Genomic DNA, 21,622 nt, shown 5'->3' on the forward strand with positions numbered 1-21,622 from the left:
CGGAGGCGTTGCCGATGCGCAGCGGGCGGCGGTTCACCGGGCTTCCCGCGGGGCGCGGCCGGAGCCGGCGGGGCCGGCGAAGGCCTGGGCGATGTCGAGCCAGCGGTCGGCGTCAGGGCCGGTGGCGGTGAGGGCGAGGTCGGCGCGGTGGGCGCGCTGGGTGACCAGCAGGCAGAAGTCCAGGGCGGGGCCGGTGACGCGCTGCGGGGCGTCGGCGGGTCCGTACGCCCACACCTCGCGGCCGTCCGGGGCGGTGAGTTCCACCCGTACCTCCGCTTCGGGCACGGGCAGTCCGCGCACGGCGTAGGCGTAGGCGCGGGCCCGTACGCCGATCCGGGCGACGTGCCGCAGCCGGGCGCCGGGAGTGCGGCGGACACCGAGGGCGTCGGCGACGTCCTGGCCGTGCGCCCAGGTCTCCATCAGGCGGGCGCTGGCCATGGAGGCGGCCTTCATCGGGGGCCCGTACCAGGGGAAGCGGGTGTCGGGCGAGGCGGCGGCGAGGGCCGCGTCGAGCGCGCGGCGGCCCTCGCGCCAGCGGGCGAGGAGGTCGGCGGGGGCCAGCAGGGCCCCTTCCTCGGCGCCCTCGTCGACGAAGGAGTCGGGGGCCTTCAGGGCCTCTTCGACCCTGCGCGCGAAGGCGTCGGGGTCGGTGAGGGCGAGCAGCGCGGCCTGGTCGGTCCAGTGCAGGTGGGCGATCTGGTGGGCGATGGTCCAGCCGCTCGCGGGGGTGGGAGCGGCCCAGCCGGACGCGGGCAACTCCCCCACGAGGGAGTCCAGTTCATCGCCCTCCTCCCGTAGATCGGTGAAGACGGCGGCGGCGGACGGATCGGGCACGGTGTGCTCCCCTCTCGACGTGAGGGGAAGCCTGGCAGCCTCCGTTTAAACAATCAAGCATGCTTGCATGATTTTTGCAGCGCCCGTCCGGTTCCCGCCACCACCCTCAAACCCGTTCGGGTGAGAGCGAGTTGACGCATTGACCGCGCCACCCGCCCGCTCCCCCGGCCGCCCCCGCACCCGGCCGGGGAGGCTTTCGGCCGTCCGCCGGGAAGCCCCCGGACAGCGCCGTCCGGCGCGCCGATACTGAACGCTCCGCCGCCCGCCCACTCGCGCAGCCGCATCCGCATCCGCATCCGACCACGTCCACGCCCATCGACGAAGAGGATGAACGCCTTGAACGCAGCATCCTTACCGCTCCACCCCGAACTCGACGTGACGGCCCTCGGCGCCTTCGCCGCTGCCCTGGAGAGCGGCGATCCCGCCGGGCTGCCGCCCGCCCGCGCCGCCGAGGTTGCGGCCGTCCGGGCCGTCGCCGTCTTCAGCCGGGGCAAGGTGGCCGGCGCGGGCGGAGACCTGCTCGACGCCGCGCTCTGGCGGCACACCGGATCCGGGCCGCGCCCGGTGGTGGTGATACCCGCCTCGTGGACGGACCAGGGCTGGGTCACGTACGCCGTCCAGGCGAGCCTCTTCGCGGCGCGCGGCTACGACGTCCTCGCCTACAGCACCCGCGGGTTCGCCGCCTCGGAGGGGCAGGTGGACGCCGCCGGGCCGCTCGACGTCGCCGACGCCGGGCACGCCCTGGACCACCTGCTGGAGCGCACGGCCGGGCCCGTCACCCGGATCGGCTTCCTGGGCCACTCCTACGGCTCGGGCATCGCCCAGCTCGCCGCCGCGCACGACGCCCGGGTGGACGCGGTCGCGGCGCTCGGCGCCTGGGGCGACCTCGGGGAGGTCCTCTACGAGAACTCCACCGCCCGCGCCGCCGCCGTCCAGGCCCTGTACGCGGCGGCGGCCCGCGCCCGGCTGGGCCGGCGGACCGAGCGGGTGCTGGAGAACGTCCTGGCAGGCCGGGACGCGGAGGAGAACCTGCGGTGGGCGGAGCAGCGCTCGCCCTTCACCCACCTCAAGGAGCTCAACCGCCGCCGGGTGCCGGTCTTCCTCTCCCTGGCCTGGCACGAGACCCTCTTCCCCGCCAACCAGACCCTGAAGGTGTTCGGCGAACTCACCGGCCCCAAGCGGCTCGACGCCTCCGTCGGCGACCACGCCGGCCGCGAGACGACCGGCCTGCTCGGCCTGCCGAACCGGATCTGGACCGACGCCCACCGCTGGTTCGACCACCACCTGCGGGACGTCGACAACGGCATCGCCGACGAGGGACAGGTGCTCGGCGAGGTGATGTGGACCCGCACCCTGGAACACCACCCCACCTGGAACTCCCTCACCCGCCGCATCCGCCGCCTGTACCTCACCGGCGGCGGGGAACTCGCCGAAGCGCCCGAGCCGGGCTGGACGGCCGGGGTGGTGTGCGGGGTGGAGACCCCGGTGCGGGTCGCCGACGAGGTCGTGCGCTCCGGATCCGCGGAGCTGGCCGGCCGGCCGGCGGTCTACCGGGCCGACGCCGTCGACCGTACGGTGGCCGCCGTCTGGACCTCCCCGCCGCTGCCGGAGACCGTCCGGCTGCGCGGCACTCCCCGGCTCCGGGTGACCTACCGCGCCGCCAACCCCGGATCCACGTTCGTGGCGTACCTGATGGACCTGGCGCCCGACGGCTCGGCGCACCTGGTCACGCACGCCCCGTTCAGCGACCTCCACTCGGCCCCGGACAGCCTGATCGGCGCGGACATCGCCCTCCAGGCCACGGCCTACGACGTCCCGCCCGGCCACCGCGTGATGCTGGTGCTGGCCGCCCGCGACCCCTTCTACGGGGACGCCAACCTCCCCCGCGCCACCCTCGCCTTCACCTCCCCCGAGCCCACCCCGTCCTTCCTGGACCTGCCCCTGCCCTGACCCCCGTACAGGTCAGGGAGCGAGGTCGGCGACAGTGGGGACGACGACGCCGAAGACGTCGGCGATGGTGGTCAGGGCCGCCGTCCGGAGGGCGGCGGCGGGGACGACCGTGCCGTCGGGCGCGGCCAGCGAGCGGGTGGCGGTCGCCTCGGCGACGACGGTGGGCCGGTAGCCCAGGTTGAAGGCGCCCTGGGCGGTGAAGGCGACGCACATGTGCGTCATGAACCCGGCCAGCACCAGGTCGGGGCCGGCGCCCAGGTCGCGCAGGACCTTCTCCAGGTCGGTGGCGTGGAAGGCGTTCGGCACCTGCTTGACCACGACCGGCTCGCCCTCCGCCGGCGCCACCTCGGCGCTGATGGAGCCGGCCTCGGACGCGAGGTCGTAGCCGCCGTCCGCGACGTGGACGACCGGCCTGCCTGCCGCGCGGGCGGCAGCGAGCAGCCGGGCCCCGGCGGCCAGGGCCGCCTCGGCGCCGTCGAGGGCCATGACGCCGCCGCGGTAGGTGTTCTGGAAGTCGATCAGGACCAGGGTGCTCTCGGCCAGGCGGGGCGGCGTGTTGTCGAGGCCGATGACGTCGCGCAGGCTCACGGAGGCGGTCATGGTGGGGTGTTCCTTTCGGTGGGGAGGCATGGCGGAGCCACGGGGCCCGCCTGCCGGGGGTGGTCAGGAGGCGGTGCGGAAGCGGCGCCGGTACGAGGCCGGGGTGATGTCGAGCTGCTTGCGGAAGGCGCGGTGCAGCGTTTCCACCGAGCCCATCCCGGTGGCCGCCGCGACCCGCTCCAGCGGCTCGTCGGTGGTCTCCAGCAGCCTGCGGGCCGCCTCGACCCGGGCGGCCTCCACGTAGGCGGCCGGACTGGTGCCGGTCTCCTGCCGGAAGATCCGGGCGAAGTGCCGTTCGCTCAGGCACATGCGCCCGGCCAGCGCGGCCGCCGACAGTTCCCCGTCGAGGTGCTCGGTGATGAACAGGCGCAGCTCGTCGATGTCCCTGCGTGCCGCCGCGGGCCGGCTCAGCGGCACGCTGAACTGGCTCTGGCCACCCTGTCGGCGCAGGTACATCACCAGCTGCCGGGCCACCGCGAGCGCCAGCTCCTCGCCGTGGTCCTCGGCGACCAGGGCGAGCGCGAGGTCCATGCAGGCGCTGATGCCGGCCCCGGTCCACACCCGGCCGGACCGGATGAAGATCGGGTCGGCGTCGACCCGTACCCGCGGGTGTTCGGCCGCGAGCTGGGCGGCGGTGGACCAGTGCGTGGTCGCCCGGCGGCCGTCCAGCAGCCCGGCCGCCGCGAGCAGGTGCGCGCCCACGCACACGGAGGCGATCCTGCGGGCGTGCGGTGCGGTGGCCCTCACCCACTCGACGACGTGCTCGTCGACCCGGGCCACCGGCCCGTCCGGGCCCGTCCGCACCGCGCCGGGCACCAGCAGGGTGTCCACGGCGGCCCCGACCTCGCCGAAGGTCAGATCGGCGACCAGACGCACCCCGGCCGCCGTGCGCACCGGGCCGGCGTCGGGTGCCGCGAGCCGGACCTCGTAGCCCGCGCGGCCCCCGCTCTCCCAGTTGGCCAGGGCGAAGACCTCGGCCGGTCCGGTGACGTCGAGCAGGTCGACGTCCGGGAAGACCGCGATGACGACGCGGTGGGAAGGGGACATGCGTCCATGGTCACGGGGCCGCCGGACGGCCGCAATGACGGCTCTCTGTCACATCCGGACACGGGCGGGCCGGCGGGCGGGCGCCCCGCACGTCGCCGTCGCCTACAGCGCCGCGCGCGCCTTCTTGCCGATCTGGGAACGCACCGCGCCCATGCTGGCGGCGATCACCAGGGCGATCGCGACGCCGTCGAGCACCGACATCGCCTGCCCCAGCACCAGCAGCCCGGCGCTCGCCGCGATGGCCGGCTCCAGGCTCATCAGGATCGCGAAGGTCGGGGCGGGCAGCCGGCGCAGGGCGAGCAGTTCCAGCGTGTACGGGAGCACGGAGGACAGCACCGCCACGCCCAGCCCGAGGGCGAGGGTGCTCGGCACGAGCAGGGCGGAACCCGCCTGCGCGACGCCCAGCGGCAGCGAGATGACGGCGGCCACCGCCATCGCCAGGGCGAGGCCGTCGGCCTGCGGGAAACGGCGGCCGGTGCGGGCGCTGAAGACGATGTACGCGGCCCACATCGCACCGGCCCCGACCGCGAAGGCCGCGCCGGCCGGGTCGAGGGAGCCGAAGCCGAAGCCGCCCCCGCCGTGCCCGGACAGCAGGACGACGCCGGCGAGGGCGAGGCCCGCCCACAGCAGGTTCACCAGGCGGCGGGAGACGATCACCGAGAGGGCCAGCGGGCCGAGGACCTCCAGGGTCACGGCCGGGCCGAGCGGGATGCGGTCGATGGACTGGTAGAAGAGGCCGTTCATGCCCGCCATGGCCACGCCGAAGGCGACGACCGTGCCCCAGTCCGAGCGGGTGTAGCCGCGCAGCTTCGGCCGGCACAGCACCAGCAGCACCAGCGCGGCAGCGGCGAGGCGCAGGGTGACCACGCCCGCGGCGCCCGCCCGCGGCATCAGGGTGACCGCGAGGGCCGCACCGAACTGCACCGCTACACCGGCCGAGACCACCAGGGCGACCGGGCCGAACCGGTTCCGGGCCGAGGCTGGGGCCGGGGCCGACGTCGAAGCCGGCGCGGCCAAGGTGGCGGGGGTCGTGGGGGCCGTGGTGGAAGCGGTGGTTCCGGGGGTGGCCGTCGAGGACGAGGAAGCTGCGGGCATGAATCCAGACTAAGGGCACGTAAGGACCAATCCTCCGTGTTTTGCCTTACAGCCACACGCTCTTAACGACGCGCCCGCCCACAGTTCCCCCTCACAGCGCCTCCGCCAGGAGCTCCGCCAGGTGGCGGGCCCGGTGGCCGGCGGACAGCTGCGCGATCTGGGTGCGGCAGGAGAAGCCGTCGGCGAGGACGGCCGTGCCCGGGGCGGCCGCCCTCAGGGACGGCAGCAGCTGTTCCTGCGCGCACGCCACCGAGACGGCGTGGTGGCCGGGTTCGAAGCCGAAGTTGCCCGCGAGGCCGCAGCAGCCGCCGCTGAGCTCCCCGCTCAGCCCCGCGCGTTCGCGCAGCCGCCGGTCGGCGGCGTCGCCGAGGACGGCGTGCTGGTGGCAGTGGGTCTGGCCGGCCACGGGCCGGTCCAGACGGGGCGGGCTCCAGTGCGGGGCGTACTCCTCCAGGGTCTCCGCGAAGGTGCGCACGGCCGCCGCGAGCCGGTGCGCGCGGGGGTCGTCGGGGAGCAGGGCCGGGAGATCGGTGCGCAGGGCGGCCGCGCAGCTGGGTTCGAGGACCAGCACGGGCCCCCGTACCTCCCCCACGGCGTCCAGGGTGCGGCGCAGCACCGTACGGGCCCGGTCCAGGCGGCCGGTGGAGACGTACGTCAGTGCGCAGCACACGCGGCGGGCGGGGACGGCGACGGCGAGGCCCGCGGCCTCCAGGACCCGGACCGCCGCGCGGCCGGCCTCGGGGGCCAGGTACTCCGAGAAGGTGTCGGGCCACAGGGTCACCGTCCCGGCGGGCGACGGCGTCCCGGCGGGGCCCCGCCCGCGCCACCACCGGGTGAACGGCACCGGCGCCAGCGGCGGCAGGGCCCGCTCCCGGGCCAGCCCCGGCAGCGGGATCCGGCGGGCGGCCGCGTTCGCGGCCCGGGTCGCGCGCAGGGCGGTGATCACGCGGAGCCAGTCCGGCAGGCCGCCCAGCAGGTAGTGGGAGGCGGGCCGCAGCCGGCCCGCCCAGTGGCGGTGCAGGAACTCCGCCTTGTACGCGGCGACGTCCACGCCGACCGGGCAGTCGCTGCGGCAGCCCTTGCAGGCCAGGCACAGGTCGAGGGCCTCGGCGACCTCCGGCGAGCGCCACCCGCCGGTGATCGTCTCCCCGGCCAGCATCTCGTGCAGGAGCCGGGCCCGGCCGCGCGTGGAGTGCCGCTCCTCGCCGGTGGCCCGGTACGAGGGGCACATCACCCCCGCCCCGCGGACCTCCGTGGAGCGGCACTTCGCGACGCCGACGCAGGTGGCCACCTCCCCGGCGAAGGGGGTCCGGGGCAGCACCGCGAAGCGGAGGTTCTCGTCGAGGCGGGCCGGGCGGACCAGGATCCCGGGGTTCATCCCGCCGGCCGGGTCCCACACGTCCTTGTACGCCGCGAAGAGCGCGATGACCTCGGGCCCGTACATGCGCGGCAGCAGCTCCGCCCGCGCCTGGCCGTCGCCGTGCTCCCCCGAGAGGGACCCGCCGTGGGCCACGACCAGGTCGGCGAGCTCCTCGGAGAAGGTCCGGAAGCGGGCCACGCCCTCCCGGGTGACCAGGTCGAAGTCGATGCGGACGTGGACGCAGCCCTCCCCGAAGTGCCCGTACGGGCTTCCGCGCAGCCCGTACGCCGCCAGCAGCGCCCGGAATTCCCTCAGGTACGCGCCCAGCCGCGCGGGCGGCACCGCGCAGTCCTCCCAGCCCGGCCAGGCCATGGTGCCGTCCGGCATCCGGGTCGCCGTGCCGGCCGCGTCCTCGCGCAGCCGCCACAGGGCCCGCTGCCCGGCCGGGTCGGTGACGAGCGCCGCGTCGAGGGCGTCGGCGCCGCGCAGCAGGGCCCGTGCGGCCCCCTCGTCGGGCATCTCCACGAACAGCCAGGCGCCGCCCCGGGGGAGCCCGGCGGGGGCGCGGACCAGGTCCTCGGCCATGCCCTCGACCGTGAGCGGCCGGTGGGGCAGCAGCCCGGCGGCCGCGTCCGCCGCCGCGCCCTCGTCGGCGTACCCGAGGACGACGAGCACGGGCGCGGCCGGGAGCTCCACGAGCCGGACCACCGCCTCGGTGACCACGCCGAGGGTGCCCTCGCTGCCGCAGAAGGCGCGGGCGAGGCCGGTGCCCCGCTCGGGCAGCAGCGCGTCCAGCCCGCCGTAGCCGGAGATCCGGCGGGAGAAACCGTGGGCCATGCCCGTGCGCAGCACCGCGAGGTTCCCCTCGACGAGCTCCCGCAGGCCCGCCGGGGCGCCCGCCCAGCCGCGGGCGAGGCGGTGCGCGGTGCCCCCGTAGGCGGTGACGGCGAGTTCGGCGACGTTGTCGGCGGTGGTGCCCCAGGCCACCGAGTGGGCGCCGCAGGCGTTGTTGCCGATCATCCCGCCGAGGGTGCAGCGGGAGTGGGTGGAGGGGTCGGGTCCGAAGGTCAGCCCGTGGGGGCGGACGGCGTCGCGCAGCCGGTCGAGGACCAGTCCGGGCTGGACGACGGCGGTCCGGGCGGCGGGGTCGACGGCGAGCAGCGCGTCCATGTGCCGGGTGAGGTCGAGGACGACGCCCGTGCCGGTGGCCTGTCCGGCGATGGAGGTGCCGCCGCCGCGCGGTACGACGGGCACGCCGGCCTCCGCGCACAGGGCGAGGGCGGCGGCCACGTCGTCGGCGTCGCGCGGGGCGACGACCCCGACGGGGACGCGCCGGTAGTTGGAGGCGTCCATCGTCGCGAGCGCCCGCGCGGCGGCCCCGAAGTCCACCTCCCCGCGCAGGTTCGCCCGCAATGTCCGTTCGAGTTCCCCGGGTGACGTCACGGCGCCCAGCCTGCCACCGCGCGGGTGCGTCTCATCGGGTGGACGCGCCTCCGACAGTCGGTCGGGGACCCGATACGCTCCGCTCGTGGCTGAGATCCAGATTCCCGCTGACATCAAGCCCGCCGACGGACGCTTCGGCGCGGGCCCCTCCAAGGTGCGGACCGAGGCGCTGGACGCCCTCGCCGCCACCGGTACCTCCCTGCTCGGAACATCGCACCGCCAGGCCCCGGTCAAGAACCTGGTCGGTTCGGTGCGCCAGGGACTCCGGGACCTCTTCTCCCTCCCCGAGGGCTACGAGGTGATCCTGGGCAACGGCGGCTCCACCGCCTTCTGGGACGTCGCGACCGCCGGTCTCATCGAGCGGAAGTCGCAGCACCTCACCTTCGGCGAGTTCTCCTCGAAGTTCGCCAAGGCCGCGAAGCTCGCGCCGTGGCTGGACGAGCCGTCGGTGATTTCCTCCGAGCCGGGCACGCACCCCGAGCCGGTCGCCGAGGCGGGCGTGGACGTGTACGCGTACACCCACAACGAGACCTCGACGGGTGTGGCGGCGCCGATCAAGCGCGTCGCGGGCGCCGATGCCGGGTCCCTCGTCCTGGTGGACGCGACCTCGGGCGCCGGTGGTCTTCCGGTGGACATCACCGAGACCGACGTCTACTACTTCGCCCCGCAGAAGTCCTTCGCCTCCGAGGGCGGCCTGTGGCTGGCGGCGTTCTCCCCGGCGGCCCTGGAGCGCGCGGCGCGCGTCCACGCGTCCGGGCGGCACATTCCGGAGTTCTTCTCGCTGCCGACGGCGATCGACAACTCGCTGAAGAACCAGACGTACAACACCCCGGCGCTGTCCACGCTGTTCCTGCTGGACCAGCAGCTGCGGTGGATGAACTCCCAGGGCGGCCTGGAGTTCACGACCGGCCGTACGGCGGCCAGCGCGCGCAACCTGTACGGCTGGGCGGAGGCGTCGAAGTACGCCACCCCCTTCGTGCAGGACGCCGACAAGCGTTCGGCCGTCATCGGCACGATCGACTTCTCGGACGACATCGACGCGGCGGCGATCGCCAAGGTGCTGCGCGCCAACGGGATCGTGGACACCGAGCCGTACCGCAAGCTGGGCCGCAACCAGCTCCGCATCGCGATGTTCCCGGCGATCGACCCGGCGGACGTGCAGGCGCTGACCGCGTGCATCGACTACGTGATCGAGCAGCTCTGACCCGGCGCGGCCGGGCCTGACCGGCATCCGGAGCCCCCGGCGACCACGTGTCGCCGGGGGCTCCGGCGTTCCGGGGGCGGGGCGGAGGGCGGGCGCTGTACGCCAACGGGACTTTGGTCCCGAAAATCGGGGCAAAGGGGCAGCAAACAGATCCTCCGCGTCTGCCCCGCAGCCTGCGGGTTCGCCTCGCGGGACCTTCGACAGGGGGCCCGCCGGGCCCGGAGCGCGGCCGCAACCGAATGACCTGGATGTCCCTCATGTCTGGTGTGCCGGGAAAGACCCCGGTCCGTTCAGGAGGACACCCCATGCTCAAGGCACTCGCCATCCCCGCCGTCGCCCTCGCTTCCGCACTGGCCCTCGGCAGCACCGCATCCGCCTTCGCGGCCACCGCCCCGACGGCTCCCGCCCCCTCGGCGACCGCGACCACCCCCGCGGCCGTCGTCGGCATGGACCTCCCCTCCGCCGTCAAGCCCGGCGACGCGATCGCCTTCAGCGTCCTCGCCCCGGCCGGGTCCCGGTTCGCCATCTCCTCCGCCGCCCTGGACGACGTACGGGTCACCGAGGGCAAGAGCGGCTGGACGGCCTCCGCCACCGTCGCCCGCGTCAAGGACGGCTCCTACGGCGTCTCCCTCACCGGCACCGGCCCCGACGGCGCGAACATCCGGGCCACCGCGCAGCTCAAGGTCGGCGCGGCCACCCCGAAGCCCACCCCGGCGCCGTCCACCGTCCGGCTCTCCAAGGACTTCGGCCGTCCCGGCGACAAGGTCGTCGTCACGGTCAGGACCTCCGCGAAGGACGCGTACGTCTCCTCGCGCGCCTTCGCCGGCGGCCACGTCGGCCTCAAGGGCGACGGCAAGGGCGCCTTCACCGGCACCGCGACCGTCGCGAACGACGTCACGACCGGCTACTACGGCGTCGACGCCTTCGCGGGCGGCACGAAGTTCGACACGGTGAAGTTCTCCACCGAAGCCGCGACCACCCCCGTGAAGCCGCACGTCGACCCGAACCTCAAGCCGCTGCGCCCCGCCGAGCACCAGAAGCCCAAGGGCTCCGTGAACACCGGCCAGGCCCCCGCCACCGCCGCCACCCCCGCCGCCACCGCCGGGACCAAGACCGGCCGTGGCTGAGCCCGCCCCCGTCCGCCGACCGCCACGGGGACTCCAACGTCGTCGTGTTCGCCCACCTGACGGGCACGGCGTAGGGGGTGCCCCCGCACGCGATACCTTCAGGCGTCCGGGGCAGGAGGTTCCCAGGACCGGCACATCTTGGAGGCAGCGGCGTGAACGTGCGAGTGACGGCGGCCCAGAGCGGCATGGACCCTTTCAGCACGGCCCGGCTGCGGCGCTCGGTGCTCGACGCGTGGGGCGCGGGCCCGGCCCGTTTCCGTGAGGACGCCAACGCCGAGGAGGACCTGGCGCTCGGCGGCTACCGCGACCGGCTCGTAGTCGAACTGGCCCAGAACGCCGCCGACGCCGCGGCCCGCGCCCGGGTCCCCGGCCGGCTGCGGCTCACCCTGCACCCCGCCGGACCCGACGGCCCCGCCGTGCTCGCCGCCGCCAACACCGGCGCCCCGCTGGACGCGACGGGCGTGGAGTCGCTCAGCACCCTGCGCGCCTCCGCCAAGCGCGAGGAGGCCCGGGACTCCGTCGGCCGCTTCGGCGTCGGCTTCGCCGCCGTCCTCGCCGTCTCCGACGAACCGGCCGTCCTCGGCCGCCACGGGGGCGTGCGCTGGTCCCTGGCCGAAGCCCGCGAAATGGCCCGCGAGGCCTCCGCGTTCAGCCCCGGACTCGGCGACGAACTGCGCCGCCGCGACGGGCACGTCCCCCTGCTGCGCCTGCCGCTGCCCGCCGAGGGCACCGCCCCCGAGGGCTACGACACCGTCGTCGTCCTCCCGCTGCGCGACAGCGCCGCCGAGGACCTCGCGCAGCGGCTGCTCTCCGGCGTCGACGACGCCCTGCTCCTGACCCTGCCCGGACTGCGCGAGATCGTCGTCGAGACCCCCGCCGACGGTGCCCGCACCCTGTACCGGCGCACCGAGGGCCCGTACACCGTCATCGAGGACTCCGCCTCCGGCACCCACCGCTGGCGCACCGTCTGCCACAGCGGCCCCATCGAGCGGGAACTCCTCGCCGACCGGCCCGTGGAGGAGCGGCTGCGGCCCGTCTGGACCGTCACCTGGGCCGTGCCCGTGGACGCCGACGGCGCGCCAGAACGCCCCCGCACCGCCCCCGTCGTCCACGCGCCGACCCCCACCGACGAACCGCTCGGCATCCCCGCCCTGCTCATCGCCTCCCTGCCGCTGGACACCGCCCGCCGCCACCCCGCGCCGGGGCCGCTGACCGACTTCCTCGTCGCGCGCGCGGCGGACGCGTACGCCGAACTCCTCGGCGCCTGGGACCCGGTGGGCACCGGCCTGGTCGACCTGGTGCCCGGCCCGCTCGGCAAGGGCGAACTCGACGGGGCCCTGCGCGCCGCCGTCCTCACCCGCCTGCCCCGCACCGCCTTCCTCGCCCCGGCCGCCCCCTCCGAGGAGCTGACCCGGCTGCGCCCCTTCGAGGCCGAGGTCGTCGAGGGCGCGGGCGCCGACACCGTACGGGTCCTCGCCGAGGTGCTCCCGACCCTGCTCCCCGCCGGCCTGGAGCGGCGCCCCGAGCTGCGCACCCTGGGCGTGGGCCGGCTGCCGCTCGGCGACGCCATCGAGCGGATCGCCGGCATCGAGCGCACCCCGGACTGGTGGCACCGCCTGTACGACACCCTCGCCGGGGTGGACCCCGACCGGCTGTCCGGCCTGCCCGTCCCCCTCGCCGACGGCCGCACCACGATCGGCCCGCGCCACGTCCTGCTGCCCTACGCCGACACCCCCGCGTCCCTGGCCCGCCTGGGGCTGAAGGTGGCCCACCCGGACGCCGCGCACCCGCTGCTGGAGAAGCTCGGCGCCCTCCCCGCCACCGCCCGCGCCGTCCTGACGACCCCGCAGGTCCGGGCCGCCGTGGCGGGCTCCCTGGACGCCGGCGAGATCTGGGACGAGGACTCCGACGCCCTGGACGCCGACGAACTGGCCGAGGTGGTCCTCACCCTGGTCCGCGACTGCGCCCTGGCTCCCGGCGACGAGCCCTGGCTGGGCGCGCTGGCCCTGCCCGACGAGGACGGCGAACCGACCCCGGCCGGTGAACTCCTCCTCGCCGGCAGCCCGCTGGCCTCCGTCCTGCGCGAGGACGAGATCCCGTACCTGGACGCCGAACTCGCCGAGCGCTGGGACGCCGACGTGCTGGCCGCCTGCGGCGTGCTGACCGTCTTCCAGCTGGTCCGCGCCACCGACGTGGTCCTGGACCCCGACGAACTGGAGCCCCGCGACGGGGACTTCGCCGAGCCGGACGACGCGGGGCTGCTCGACGCGGTCGACGTGTGGTGCGAGGACCTCCTCGACCAGCTGCCCGAGACCCCGGTGCCCCCGGTGGCCACCGAGCTGATCGCCGTCCGCGACCTGGACCTCGTCGACGACGACCAGTGGCCCCGGGCCCTGGCGATGCTCGCGCAGCCCCCGCTGCGCGACGCCCTGACCCAGCCGGTGCGGATCCTGCTCCCGGACGGCACCACGCAGTCCGTGCGCCCGTACACCGCCTGGTGGCTGCGCGACCACCCCGTGCTCGACGGCCGCCGCCCCGCAGGACTGCGCGCCGCCGGCGGCGACCCGCTCCTGGAGGGGCTCTACACCCCGGCCGACGCCAGCGGTTTCGAGGACGAGCAGGTGCTGCGCGCCCTCGGCGTACGCACCACGGTGACCGCGCTGCTGGACGAGCCCGGCGGCGCCGCCGAGCTCCTGTCCCGCCTCGCCGACCCGGACCGCGAGGTGACCGGCCGCCAGCTGCACGGCCTCTACGGGGCCCTGGCCGACCTGGACCCCGAGCAGGTCACCCTGCCCGACGAGCTGCGGGCGGTGGTCGACGGCGAGGTGGTCGTGGTGGACGCGGCCGACGCCCTCGTCGCCGACGCCCCGGACCTGCTCCCCCTCACCGGGGGCCTGCCGCTCCTGCCGGTCGCCCCGTCCCGCGCGGCCGACCTGGCGGAGCTCCTCCAGGTGCGCCGCCTCTCGGACACCGTCCCGGCGGAGGTGACCACCCCGGGCGAGGAGCACGAGGTGCCGCAGGCCGTACGGGTCCTCCTGGGCCCGGCCACGCCGCCGACGTACGTCGAGCACGAGGAACTGATCGCCGGCGGCACGGAACTGGACTGGCGCCGCACCCCGGACGGCACCCTCCACGCGGCCACCCTGGAGGGCGTGGCGGCCGGCCTCGCCTGGTCCGCGGGCCAGTGGCCCCGCCGCTTCGAGGTGGCGGCCCTCCTGGAGGACCCGTCCCGCACGGCGGAACTGGCCCGCGACCGCTGGTTCGACTAGGCACTCCCCGCCTGGCCCGCCCGGAGGCCGGACGGGTCAGGCGGGGAACTTCCGGGTGACCCAGCGGAAGACGCATTCGATCGCGAAGGCCGCGCCCGCCGCGATCGCCACCGCGATCCACGGCATCGTGACGCCCACCAGCTTGAGCTGGAAGAACTCCTGGAGCCACGGCACGACGAGGACGATCAGGAAGGCCCCGCCCATCGCGCCGACCAGCGCCACCCGCCACCAGGTGTACGGGCGGGCGATGATCGCCAGGACCCACATCGAGGTGAGGAACAGGGTCAGCGTCGCCGCGCTGGTCTCGGCCTGGAGGGCGTCCGGGCCGCTGTAGTGGGCGCGGGCGAGCAGGTAGGTGACGAAGGTGGCGACGGCCGCGATCGCCCCGCCGGGGATCGCGTACCGCATGACCCGCTTCACGAAGTGCGGCTTCGCGCGTTCCGTGTTCGGCGCCAGGGCCAGGAAGAAGGCGGGGATGCCGATGGTGAGCGTGGACAGCAGGGTCAGGTGGCGGGGCAGGAAGGGGTACTCGACCTGGGAGCAGACCACCAGGACGGCCAGGAGGACCGAGTAGACCGTCTTGGTGAGGAAGAGGGTCGCGACGCGCGTGATGTTGCCGATGACGCGGCGCCCCTCGGCGACCACCGAGGGCAGGGTGGAGAAGCTGTTGTTGAGGAGGACGATCTGCGCGACGGCGCGGGTGGCCTCCGAGCCCGAGCCCATCGAGACGCCGATGTCGGCGTCCTTGAGGGCGAGGACGTCGTTGACCCCGTCGCCGGTCATGGCGACCGTGTGGCCCTTGGACTGGAGGGCGGCGACCATCTCCCGCTTCTGCTGCGGGGTGACGCGGCCGAAGACGGCGTTCTCGTCGAGGACGGCGGCCATCCCCTCGCGTTCGGCGGGCAGCTTGCGGGCGTCGACGGTGTTCTGCGCGCCCGGCAGCCCGAGCTTCCCGGCGACCGCGCCGACGGAGACCGCGTTGTCGCCGGAGATGACCTTGGCCTTGACCTCCTGCTCCGCGAAGTAGCGCAGGGTGTCGGCGGCGTCGGGGCGCAGCCGCTGTTCGAGGACGACGAGGGCGGTGGGCCTGCTGCCGGTGGCCACGGCGGCGTCGTCGAGCTCGCGGGCCGAACGGGCCAGCAGGAGGACCCGCAGGCCCTGCTCGTTGAGGCCCTCGATCTCCTCCAGTGCCGGATCCCCGGCGGGCAGCAGCACATCGGGGGCGCCGAGCAGCCAGGTGTTGTTCTCGCCGTCGCCCTCGCTGAAGCTGGCGCCGCTGTACTTGCGGGCGGAGGAGAAGGGCAGGGACTCGGTACAGCGCCACTCGGCGCTGTCGGGGTAGGCGTCGATGATGGCCTGGAGGCTGGCGTTGGGGCGCGGGTCGGACTCGCCGAGGGCGCCCAGCACCTTCCTGACGTAGGCCTGGTCCGCGCCGCCGAGGGGGCGCAGCTCGGTGACGTCCATGCCGCCCTCGGTGAGGGTGCCGGTCTTGTCGAGGCAGACGACGTCGACGCGGGCGAGGCCCTCGATGGCGGGCAGCTCCTGGACGAGGCACTGCTTGCGGCCGAGCCGGATGACGCCGACGGCGAAGGCGACGGAGGTGAGGAGGACGAGCCCCTCGGGGATCATCGGGACGATGCCGCCGACGGTGCGGGCGATGGCGTCCTTGATGTTGTTCTGCTTGACGACGAGCTGGCTGACGATCAGGCCGATCGAGGTCGGAATCATCATCCAGGTGACGTACTTGAGGATGGTGGAAATGCCGCTGCGCAGCTCGGAGTGGACGAGGGTGAAGCGGGAGGCCTCTTCGGCCAGCTGGGCGGCGTAGGCCTCACGGCCGACCTTGGTGGCGGTGAAGGCGCCGCCCCCGGCGACGACGAAGGACCCGGACATGACCTGGTCGCCGGGCTTCTTGAGGACGGGGTCGGCCTCGCCGGTGAGCAGGGACTCGTCGATCTCCAGTCCGTCGGCCTCGCCGACGGTCCCGTCGACGACGACCTTGTCGCCGGGGCCGAGTTCGATGACGTCGTCGAGGACGATCTCGGAGGTGGAGATCTCCACGGTGGCGCCGTCCCGGCGGACGCTCGGTTTGGCCTCGCCGATGACGGCCAGCCCGTCGAGGGTCTTCTTGGCACGCATTTCCTGGATGATGCCGATGCCGGTGTTCGCGACGATCACGAAACCGAAGAGGCTGTCCTGGATGGGCGCGACGATGAGCATGATCACCCAGAGGACGCCGATGATGGCGTTGAAGCGGGTGAAGACGTTGGCGCGGACGATCTCGGCCGTGGAGCGGGAGGATCGGACGGGCACGTCGTTGACGTCGCCGCGGGCGACCCGTTCGGCGACCTCGGCGGTGAGGAGGCCGCCCGGCTTGAAACGGGGGGCGGGGGGCTTCACCGGGTGGACGGGATCCAGCTCGGCCCCCGCGTCGATGGCGGGGCCGGCGCCGGAGCGCTCCGGCCCGTCATGGTCGATCTTCGCCCGCTGCGTCATGCTTTCGACGGTAATAGGCGTCGGGACGGTTCACCCGCCGAGAAGTCGGAAGATCCGACTTCAGGATGAGTGGAATCGTCCCCTGGTCGGGGTCGGGGTCGGGGTCGGGGTCGGGGTCGGGGTCGGGGTCGGGGTCGGGGTGGAGGCCCGCGCGGGGGCGGGGGCCCGCGCCGGGGCCGGCGTCCGGGGCCGGCGTCCGGGCCCTACCGCCCGGAGCCGGGCGTGCCGGGAGCGCCGGGGGACGCGGGGTCCGGGCCGGGACCCTGGGCGGCAGCGGCCGCCTGCTCGGCGGCGTGGCGCTTGAGGGCGGCATCGCGGCCGCGGACGTACCAGATGCCGATGAGGCCGAGCCCGCCGCCGGCCGCGCAGGTCCACACCCACCAGAGCAGGTCCTGGTCCGCGAACCACCCGTAGAAGGGCAGCTGGACGAGGAACATGGCGAACCAGAGGATCGTGCCGCCGGTGATGGTGGCGACCACCGGGCCCTCAAGGGGCTCGGGCGCCTCGTGCTGAGCAGTCCACTTCGCCATGGAGACCAGTCTAGGTGGCCGGATTTGGGGTCTACGCGCGGAGATGGACTGCCCCTCGTTCATGTGTTCATACTGAAACGGTTTGCCTACGGCCGGTTTCGTTCGTATGAACCACCCAATCAACCCGTTTGAGGACCGCATGAGCACCTCGGCACCCGCCGCGGCCCCCACCACCCGCCTCGACCGCTACTTCAAGATCTCGGAGCGCGGTTCGACCGTGGCCCGGGAGTTCCGGGGCGGCTTCGCGACCTTCTTCGCGATGGCCTACATCATCGTGCTGAACCCGATCATCCTGGGCAGCGCGAAGGACATGTACGGCCACCAGCTCGACAGCGGCCAGCTCGTCACGGCCACCGTGCTGACGGCGGCCTTCACCACCCTCCTCATGGGCGTGATCGGCAACGTCCCGATCGCCCTCGCGGCCGGCCTCGGCGTCAACACCGTCGTCGCCCTCCAGCTCGCCCCGCGGATGAGCTGGCCCGACGCCATGGGCATGGTGGTCCTGGCGGGCTTCGTGGTGATGCTGCTGGTCGCCACCGGCCTGCGCGAGCGGGTCATGAACGCGGTCCCGCTGGGGCTGCGCAAGGGCATCGCGATCGGCATCGGCCTGTTCATCATGATGATCGGCCTGGTCGACTCCGGCTTCGTCACCCGCATCCCGGACGCCGCGCACACCACCGTCCCGCTCCAGCTCGGCAGCAACGGCCACCTGCACGGCTGGCCGGTCCTGATCTTCGTGGTCGGCGTGCTGCTCACGCTCACGCTGCTGATCCGCAAGACGCCCGGCGCGATCCTCATCTCCATCGTGGTCATGACCCTGATCGCGGTCGCCGTAGAGCTGCTCGCCGACCTGCCGGACCTGGCCTGGGGCCTGACCGTGCCGCAGTGGCCCGGCAACCCGGTGGCCGCGCCCGACTTCGGCCTCGTCGGCCAGGTGAGCCTGTTCGGCGGCTTCGGCAAGGTCGGCGTGCTGACCGGCGTGCTCTTCGTCTTCACCGTGCTGCTGTCCTGCTTCTTCGACGCGATGGGCACGATCCTCGGCGTCGGCGACGAGGCCAAGCTGACGCAGCCGGACGGCACCTTCCCCGGCATCAACCGGGTCCTGCTGGTGGACGGCCTGGCCGTCGCCGCAGGCGGCGCGACCTCCTCCTCCGCCACCACCTGCTTCGTGGAGTCCACCGCGGGCGTCGGCGAGGGCGCCCGCACCGGTCTGGCGAACATCGTGACCGGCGGCCTCTTCACCGTCTCGCTCTTCCTGACCCCGCTGGCCACCATGGTGCCCTCGCAGGCCGCCACCCCCGCCCTCGTGGCGGTCGGCTTCCTGATCCTGGCCGGCTCGGTCAGGGACATCGACTGGAACGACTTCACCATCGCCGTCCCGGCCTTCCTGGCCATGGTGATGATGGCCTTCACCTACTCGATCACCAACGGCATCGGCATCAGCTTCATCAGCTTCAGCGTGCTGCGCCTGGCGACCGGCCGGGGTCGCGAGGTCCCGGCCGCCATGTACGTCGTCTCGGCGGTGTTCGTCTTCTACTACGCGATGCCGGCCCTCGGCCTCACGTAGCCGCCCGGAGCGGCTCGCGGTCACGTCAGACCGTAGAACTTCTCCGTCTCGTCGACCGCGGTCTTGAACCGCTCGTCGAAGTCATCGCGAATGAGCGTCCGGACGACATAGTCCTGGACGCTCATTCCGCGTTTGGCGGCATGGTTCCGGAGCCGCTCCAGCAGCTCCCCGTCTATGCGCATGCTCAGCACATGTGTCCCCATGCCCGAAAGGGTCGGGCCAGACGGCCCGGACGCGTGTCGTTTTCCGCCGCCCACTCACCCGTACGAGTGACGACCCCCACCCGGTTTTCCTTAGGAAAAGTAATGAGTTATTCTAAGTACATGCCTGACCTCTCCCATGGCGACGATGCTGCCGCCGTGAACGACCTCCGCTCCGCCGTCATGCGGCTGGGCCGGCGCCTGAAGCACCAGCGCGTCGACGAATCGCTGAGCCCGACCGAGATGTCGGTCCTCGGCACCCTCGCCCGCTGCGGCCAGGCCACCCCCGGTGAGCTGGCCCGGCGCGAGCACGTCCAGCCCCCGTCGATGACCCGCATCGTCGCCCTGCTGGAGGCCAAGGGACTGGTCAGGCTGGAGCCGCACCCCGAGGACCGCCGCCAGAAGGTGGTCAGCCAGACCGAGGAGGCCGAGGCGATGCTCGAAGAGAGCCGTCGCAAGCGCAACGCCTTCCTGGCCGGGCTCGCGGCCGAGCTCACCGAGGACGAATGGGCCAAGCTCCGCGAGGCCGCACCCGTCCTGGAGAAGCTCGCGCACCTATAGGAACGACGCCAGGAGGCGAACGCTTTTGAGTACGGGAACCGGAGCAGACTCCGCACCCGGCCACACATCCACCCCCTCTATCGCGGCTCCCGCGGGCAGGAACTCCATGTTCAGCTCGCTGCGGATCCGCAACTACCGGCTCTTCGCGGCCGGCCAGGCAGTCTCGAACACGGGCACCTGGATGCAGCGCATCGCCCAGGACTGGCTGGTCCTCTCCCTGACCGGCTCGGCCTCCGCGGTCGGCATCACCATCGCCCTGCAGTTCCTGCCGATGCTCGTGTTCGGCCTCTACGGGGGCGTTCTCGCCGACCGGCTGCCCAAGCGGCCGCTGCTCCTGGCCACCCAGGGCGCCATGGGTCTGACCGGCATCGCGCTCGCCGTCCTCACCCTGGCCGGGCACGTCCAGGTGTGGCACGTCTACCTCGCGGCCTTCCTGCTCGGCCTGGTCACCGTCCTCGACAACCCGGCCCGGCAGACGTTCGTCTCCGAGATGGTCGGTCCCGCGCAGGTCGCCAACGCGGTCAGCCTGAACTCCGCCAACTTCCAGTCCGCGCGGCTGGTCGGCCCGGCGATCGCCGGCGTGCTGATCACCGCCGTCGGCTCCGGCTGGGCCTTCCTGCTGAACGGGCTGTCCTTCGCGGCGCCCATCGCGGGGCTGCTGATGATGCGGACGCGCGAACTGCACCCCGTCACGCCGCAGCCGCGCGCGAAGGGCCAGCTGCGGGAGGGCCTGCGGTACGTGGCGGGCCGGCCGGAGCTCATCTGGCCGATCGTGCTGGTCGGCTTCATCGGCACCTTCGGGTTCAACTTCCCGATCTGGCTGTCCGCCTTCGTCGGCGACGTCTTCCACGGCGACGCCGGCACGTACGGGCTGTTCAACACCCTGATCGCGGCGGGCTCCCTGGTCGGCGCCCTGCTGGCCGCACGCCGGGGGCGGGCGCGGCTGCGGGTGCTGGTGACGGCCGCGGTCCTCTTCTCCGCCCTGCTGCTGGTGACGGCGTTCGCACCGTCCTTCTGGCTGTTCGCGGTGCTGCTGGTGCCCGTCGGGATTTTCGGCCTGACCGTGAACGTGGTGGCCAACTCCAGCGTCCAGATGGCCACCGACCCCGAGATGCGGGGGCGGGTCATGGCGCTGTTCATGATGGTCTTCACCGGCGGCACCCCGGTCGGGGCGCCGCTCGTGGGGTGGATCACCGACACCTACGGAGCCCGCCTCGGCATGGCCGCCGGTGGCCTGGTCTCGCTCGCGGCGGCGATCGGCGTCGCGGTGGTCCTCTCCCGGGTCGGCAACCTCCGCCTGAGCGTGAACCGCCACGGGATCGCCTTCGTCCCCGCCGCCCGCACCGACCGCGCCCGCGCACTGGTCACGGCGGCGTAGCCCTTCCCCTGGCCGGGGCTCGACGGGTGCTCCCGGGCCCGGCCCCCGCCCCGGGGGCCGGACCCGGCCCGGCGCGGGCCCGGCACGGCGGGCCCGGCACGGCGGGGCCGGGATCGGGGCGGAGGCGGGGCGGGCGGGGATATCGTCGGGGCATGAGGCTGTTCGCCGCCGTGTTGCCGTCCGACGGAGCCGTCGAGGAGCTGCGGGCCGCGCTCGCCGGGGTGCCCCGCGGGGAGGGGCTGCGGTGGACCGCCGAGACGGGCTGGCACTTCACGCTCGCCTTCCTGGGCGAGGTCCCCGACCGGCTCCTCCCCGACCTGCACGCCCGCCTGGCCCGCGCGGCCACCCGTACCGAACCCTTCGCGCTGCGCCTGCACGGCGCGGGCCACTTCGGCGACCACGCCCTGTGGGCCGGAGCCGCCGGCGGCCTCGACGCCCTGCGGCTGCTCGCCGAGCGGGCCGACGCCGCCGCCCGGCGGGCCGGGATCCCGATGGAGCAGCACCGCCGCTACACCCCCCACCTCACCCTCGCCCGCAGTCGGGGCGCCGCCGACCTGCGGCCGTTCCTCGACGCGCTCGCGGGCTTCGAGGGCACGCCCTGGCAGGTCGACACCCTCAGCCTCGTCCGCAGCAACCTCCCCACCAGCGGTGTCCCCGGTGAGCAGCCCCGGTACGAGGTCGTCGAGGCCTGGCCCCTGACGGGCTGAGCCGGCCCGCGGCTCCCCGCCCCCGCCCCCGCCCCCGCCCCGTGAGGGACAGGGTTCCGGGACGGTTCACGTTCCGGTGGCCCGGACTTCGGGGCCCGGAATCCGTATTCCGGTGAAAAAGGAGCAGTAGAGGCGATCCCGGCATGCTCACGCCGAGTACCCGCCCGCCTCCGCCCGCTGACGCACCGTGCCCCGATGACGGCCGCCCACCCCATCCCGTGGGCGGCCCGGCCCCTCCAGTCACCCTTGAAGGA

The 21,622-nt window shown here is 74.2% G+C and carries 16 protein-coding genes; 8 read left to right on the forward strand and 8 right to left on the reverse strand.

Going from position 1 to position 21,622, the window contains the following annotated elements; genetic code table 11:
- Positions 1 to 33: 33 nt before the first annotated feature.
- Complete coding sequence (locus ACEPPI_RS18725; protein ID WP_373916361.1) at positions 34 to 834, reverse strand: TIGR03084 family metal-binding protein; 801 nt, start codon at positions 832 to 834, stop codon at positions 34 to 36.
- A 336-nt stretch (positions 835 to 1,170) separates the two neighbouring features.
- Between ACEPPI_RS18725 and ACEPPI_RS18730 the strand changes: the two genes are divergently transcribed.
- Positions 1,171 to 2,784 (forward strand): CocE/NonD family hydrolase, encoded by a 1,614-nt coding sequence (locus ACEPPI_RS18730; protein ID WP_373916362.1) that lies wholly within the window; start codon positions 1,171 to 1,173, stop codon positions 2,782 to 2,784.
- 12 nt (positions 2,785 to 2,796) lie between these two features.
- On the opposite strand, the gene ACEPPI_RS18735 is transcribed toward ACEPPI_RS18730, so the two are convergent.
- From ACEPPI_RS18735 to ACEPPI_RS18750, 4 genes are all read right to left on the reverse strand, one after another.
- The gene (locus tag ACEPPI_RS18735; RefSeq protein WP_373916363.1) at positions 2,797 to 3,384 is read right to left on the reverse strand and encodes an isochorismatase family protein; all 588 of its coding nucleotides are present in this window, start codon (positions 3,382 to 3,384) and stop codon (positions 2,797 to 2,799) included.
- Between the two features lie 63 nt (positions 3,385 to 3,447).
- A complete protein-coding gene (locus ACEPPI_RS18740; protein ID WP_373916364.1) occupies positions 3,448 to 4,431 on the reverse strand; it encodes a GlxA family transcriptional regulator in 984 nt (327 codons plus the stop codon).
- Positions 4,432 to 4,533: 102 nt separating this feature from the next.
- On the reverse strand, positions 4,534 to 5,526 hold the full coding sequence (locus ACEPPI_RS18745) for a DMT family transporter (RefSeq protein ID WP_373916365.1): 993 nt from the start codon (positions 5,524 to 5,526) through the stop codon (positions 4,534 to 4,536).
- A gap of 91 nt (positions 5,527 to 5,617) precedes the next feature.
- Positions 5,618 to 8,329: an FAD-binding and (Fe-S)-binding domain-containing protein gene (locus tag ACEPPI_RS18750; RefSeq protein ID WP_373916366.1), complete on the reverse strand. Its 2,712-nt coding sequence runs from the start codon at positions 8,327 to 8,329 to the stop codon at positions 5,618 to 5,620.
- Positions 8,330 to 8,414: 85 nt separating this feature from the next.
- On the opposite strand from ACEPPI_RS18750, the gene serC reads away from it, so the two are divergent.
- The 3 genes from serC to ACEPPI_RS18765 all read left to right on the forward strand — a co-directional run bounded on the left by serC (position 8,415) and on the right by ACEPPI_RS18765 (position 13,929).
- Positions 8,415 to 9,533, forward strand: a complete 1,119-nt coding sequence (gene serC / locus ACEPPI_RS18755; RefSeq protein ID WP_373916367.1) for a phosphoserine transaminase — start codon at positions 8,415 to 8,417, stop codon at positions 9,531 to 9,533.
- 305 nt (positions 9,534 to 9,838) lie between these two features.
- The gene (locus ACEPPI_RS18760; RefSeq protein ID WP_373916368.1) at positions 9,839 to 10,660 is read left to right on the forward strand and encodes a hypothetical protein; all 822 of its coding nucleotides are present in this window, start codon (positions 9,839 to 9,841) and stop codon (positions 10,658 to 10,660) included.
- A gap of 185 nt (positions 10,661 to 10,845) precedes the next feature.
- Positions 10,846 to 13,929 carry a sacsin N-terminal ATP-binding-like domain-containing protein gene (locus ACEPPI_RS18765; RefSeq protein ID WP_373916389.1) on the forward strand — a complete coding sequence of 1,028 codons (3,084 nt, stop codon included), beginning with the start codon at positions 10,846 to 10,848 and terminating at the stop codon, positions 13,927 to 13,929.
- Between the two features lie 36 nt (positions 13,930 to 13,965).
- Here the strand turns inward: ACEPPI_RS18765 and ACEPPI_RS18770 are convergent, their stop codons facing one another.
- Both ACEPPI_RS18770 and ACEPPI_RS18775 read right to left on the reverse strand, forming a co-directional pair.
- Positions 13,966 to 16,425, reverse strand: a complete 2,460-nt coding sequence (locus ACEPPI_RS18770; protein ID WP_373916369.1) for an HAD-IC family P-type ATPase — start codon at positions 16,423 to 16,425, stop codon at positions 13,966 to 13,968.
- 203 nt (positions 16,426 to 16,628) lie between these two features.
- Complete coding sequence (locus ACEPPI_RS18775; RefSeq protein ID WP_373916370.1) at positions 16,629 to 16,955, reverse strand: DUF2530 domain-containing protein; 327 nt, start codon at positions 16,953 to 16,955, stop codon at positions 16,629 to 16,631.
- Between the two features lie 139 nt (positions 16,956 to 17,094).
- On the opposite strand from ACEPPI_RS18775, the gene ACEPPI_RS18780 reads away from it, so the two are divergent.
- Positions 17,095 to 18,522 (forward strand): NCS2 family permease, encoded by a 1,428-nt coding sequence (locus ACEPPI_RS18780; protein ID WP_373916371.1) that lies wholly within the window; start codon positions 17,095 to 17,097, stop codon positions 18,520 to 18,522.
- Positions 18,523 to 18,542: 20 nt separating this feature from the next.
- On the opposite strand, the gene ACEPPI_RS18785 is transcribed toward ACEPPI_RS18780, so the two are convergent.
- A complete protein-coding gene (locus ACEPPI_RS18785) occupies positions 18,543 to 18,725 on the reverse strand; it encodes a ribbon-helix-helix protein, CopG family (protein WP_280917894.1) in 183 nt (60 codons plus the stop codon).
- Between the two features lie 120 nt (positions 18,726 to 18,845).
- Between ACEPPI_RS18785 and ACEPPI_RS18790 the strand changes: the two genes are divergently transcribed.
- The 3 genes from ACEPPI_RS18790 (at position 18,846) to thpR (ending at position 21,368) form a co-directional block, all read left to right on the forward strand.
- On the forward strand, positions 18,846 to 19,283 hold the full coding sequence (locus ACEPPI_RS18790; protein WP_030239287.1) for a MarR family winged helix-turn-helix transcriptional regulator: 438 nt from the start codon (positions 18,846 to 18,848) through the stop codon (positions 19,281 to 19,283).
- Positions 19,284 to 19,308: 25 nt separating this feature from the next.
- The gene (locus ACEPPI_RS18795) at positions 19,309 to 20,661 is read left to right on the forward strand and encodes an MFS transporter (protein WP_373916372.1); all 1,353 of its coding nucleotides are present in this window, start codon (positions 19,309 to 19,311) and stop codon (positions 20,659 to 20,661) included.
- A gap of 152 nt (positions 20,662 to 20,813) precedes the next feature.
- Complete coding sequence (thpR, locus tag ACEPPI_RS18800) at positions 20,814 to 21,368, forward strand: RNA 2',3'-cyclic phosphodiesterase (protein WP_373916373.1); 555 nt, start codon at positions 20,814 to 20,816, stop codon at positions 21,366 to 21,368.
- The last annotated feature ends 254 nt before the right edge of the window (positions 21,369 to 21,622 follow it).

The organism is Streptomyces sp. AB3(2024) (assembly GCF_041862025.1).
In the GTDB taxonomy this organism is placed as follows: domain Bacteria; phylum Actinomycetota; class Actinomycetes; order Streptomycetales; family Streptomycetaceae; genus Streptomyces.

Bases quoted from the DNA above. Each gene is read 5' to 3' on its own strand.
- ACEPPI_RS18735 (WP_373916363.1), bottom strand. From the start codon at position 3,384: ATGACCGCCTCCGTGAGCCTGCGCGACGTCATCGGCCTCGACAACACG.
- ACEPPI_RS18740 (WP_373916364.1), bottom strand. From the start codon at position 4,431: ATGTCCCCTTCCCACCGCGTCGTCATCGCGGTCTTCCCGGACGTCGAC.
- ACEPPI_RS18745 (WP_373916365.1), bottom strand. From the start codon at position 5,526: ATGCCCGCAGCTTCCTCGTCCTCGACGGCCACCCCCGGAACCACCGCT.
- ACEPPI_RS18760 (WP_373916368.1), top strand. From the start codon at position 9,839: ATGCTCAAGGCACTCGCCATCCCCGCCGTCGCCCTCGCTTCCGCACTG.
- ACEPPI_RS18765 (WP_373916389.1), top strand. From the start codon at position 10,846: ATGGACCCTTTCAGCACGGCCCGGCTGCGGCGCTCGGTGCTCGACGCG.
- ACEPPI_RS18770 (WP_373916369.1), bottom strand. From the start codon at position 16,425: ATGACGCAGCGGGCGAAGATCGACCATGACGGGCCGGAGCGCTCCGGC.
- ACEPPI_RS18775 (WP_373916370.1), bottom strand. From the start codon at position 16,955: ATGGCGAAGTGGACTGCTCAGCACGAGGCGCCCGAGCCCCTTGAGGGC.
- ACEPPI_RS18780 (WP_373916371.1), top strand. From the start codon at position 17,095: ATGAGCACCTCGGCACCCGCCGCGGCCCCCACCACCCGCCTCGACCGC.
- ACEPPI_RS18785 (WP_280917894.1), bottom strand. From the start codon at position 18,725: ATGGGGACACATGTGCTGAGCATGCGCATAGACGGGGAGCTGCTGGAG.
- ACEPPI_RS18790 (WP_030239287.1), top strand. From the start codon at position 18,846: ATGCCTGACCTCTCCCATGGCGACGATGCTGCCGCCGTGAACGACCTC.
- thpR (WP_373916373.1), top strand. From the start codon at position 20,814: ATGAGGCTGTTCGCCGCCGTGTTGCCGTCCGACGGAGCCGTCGAGGAG.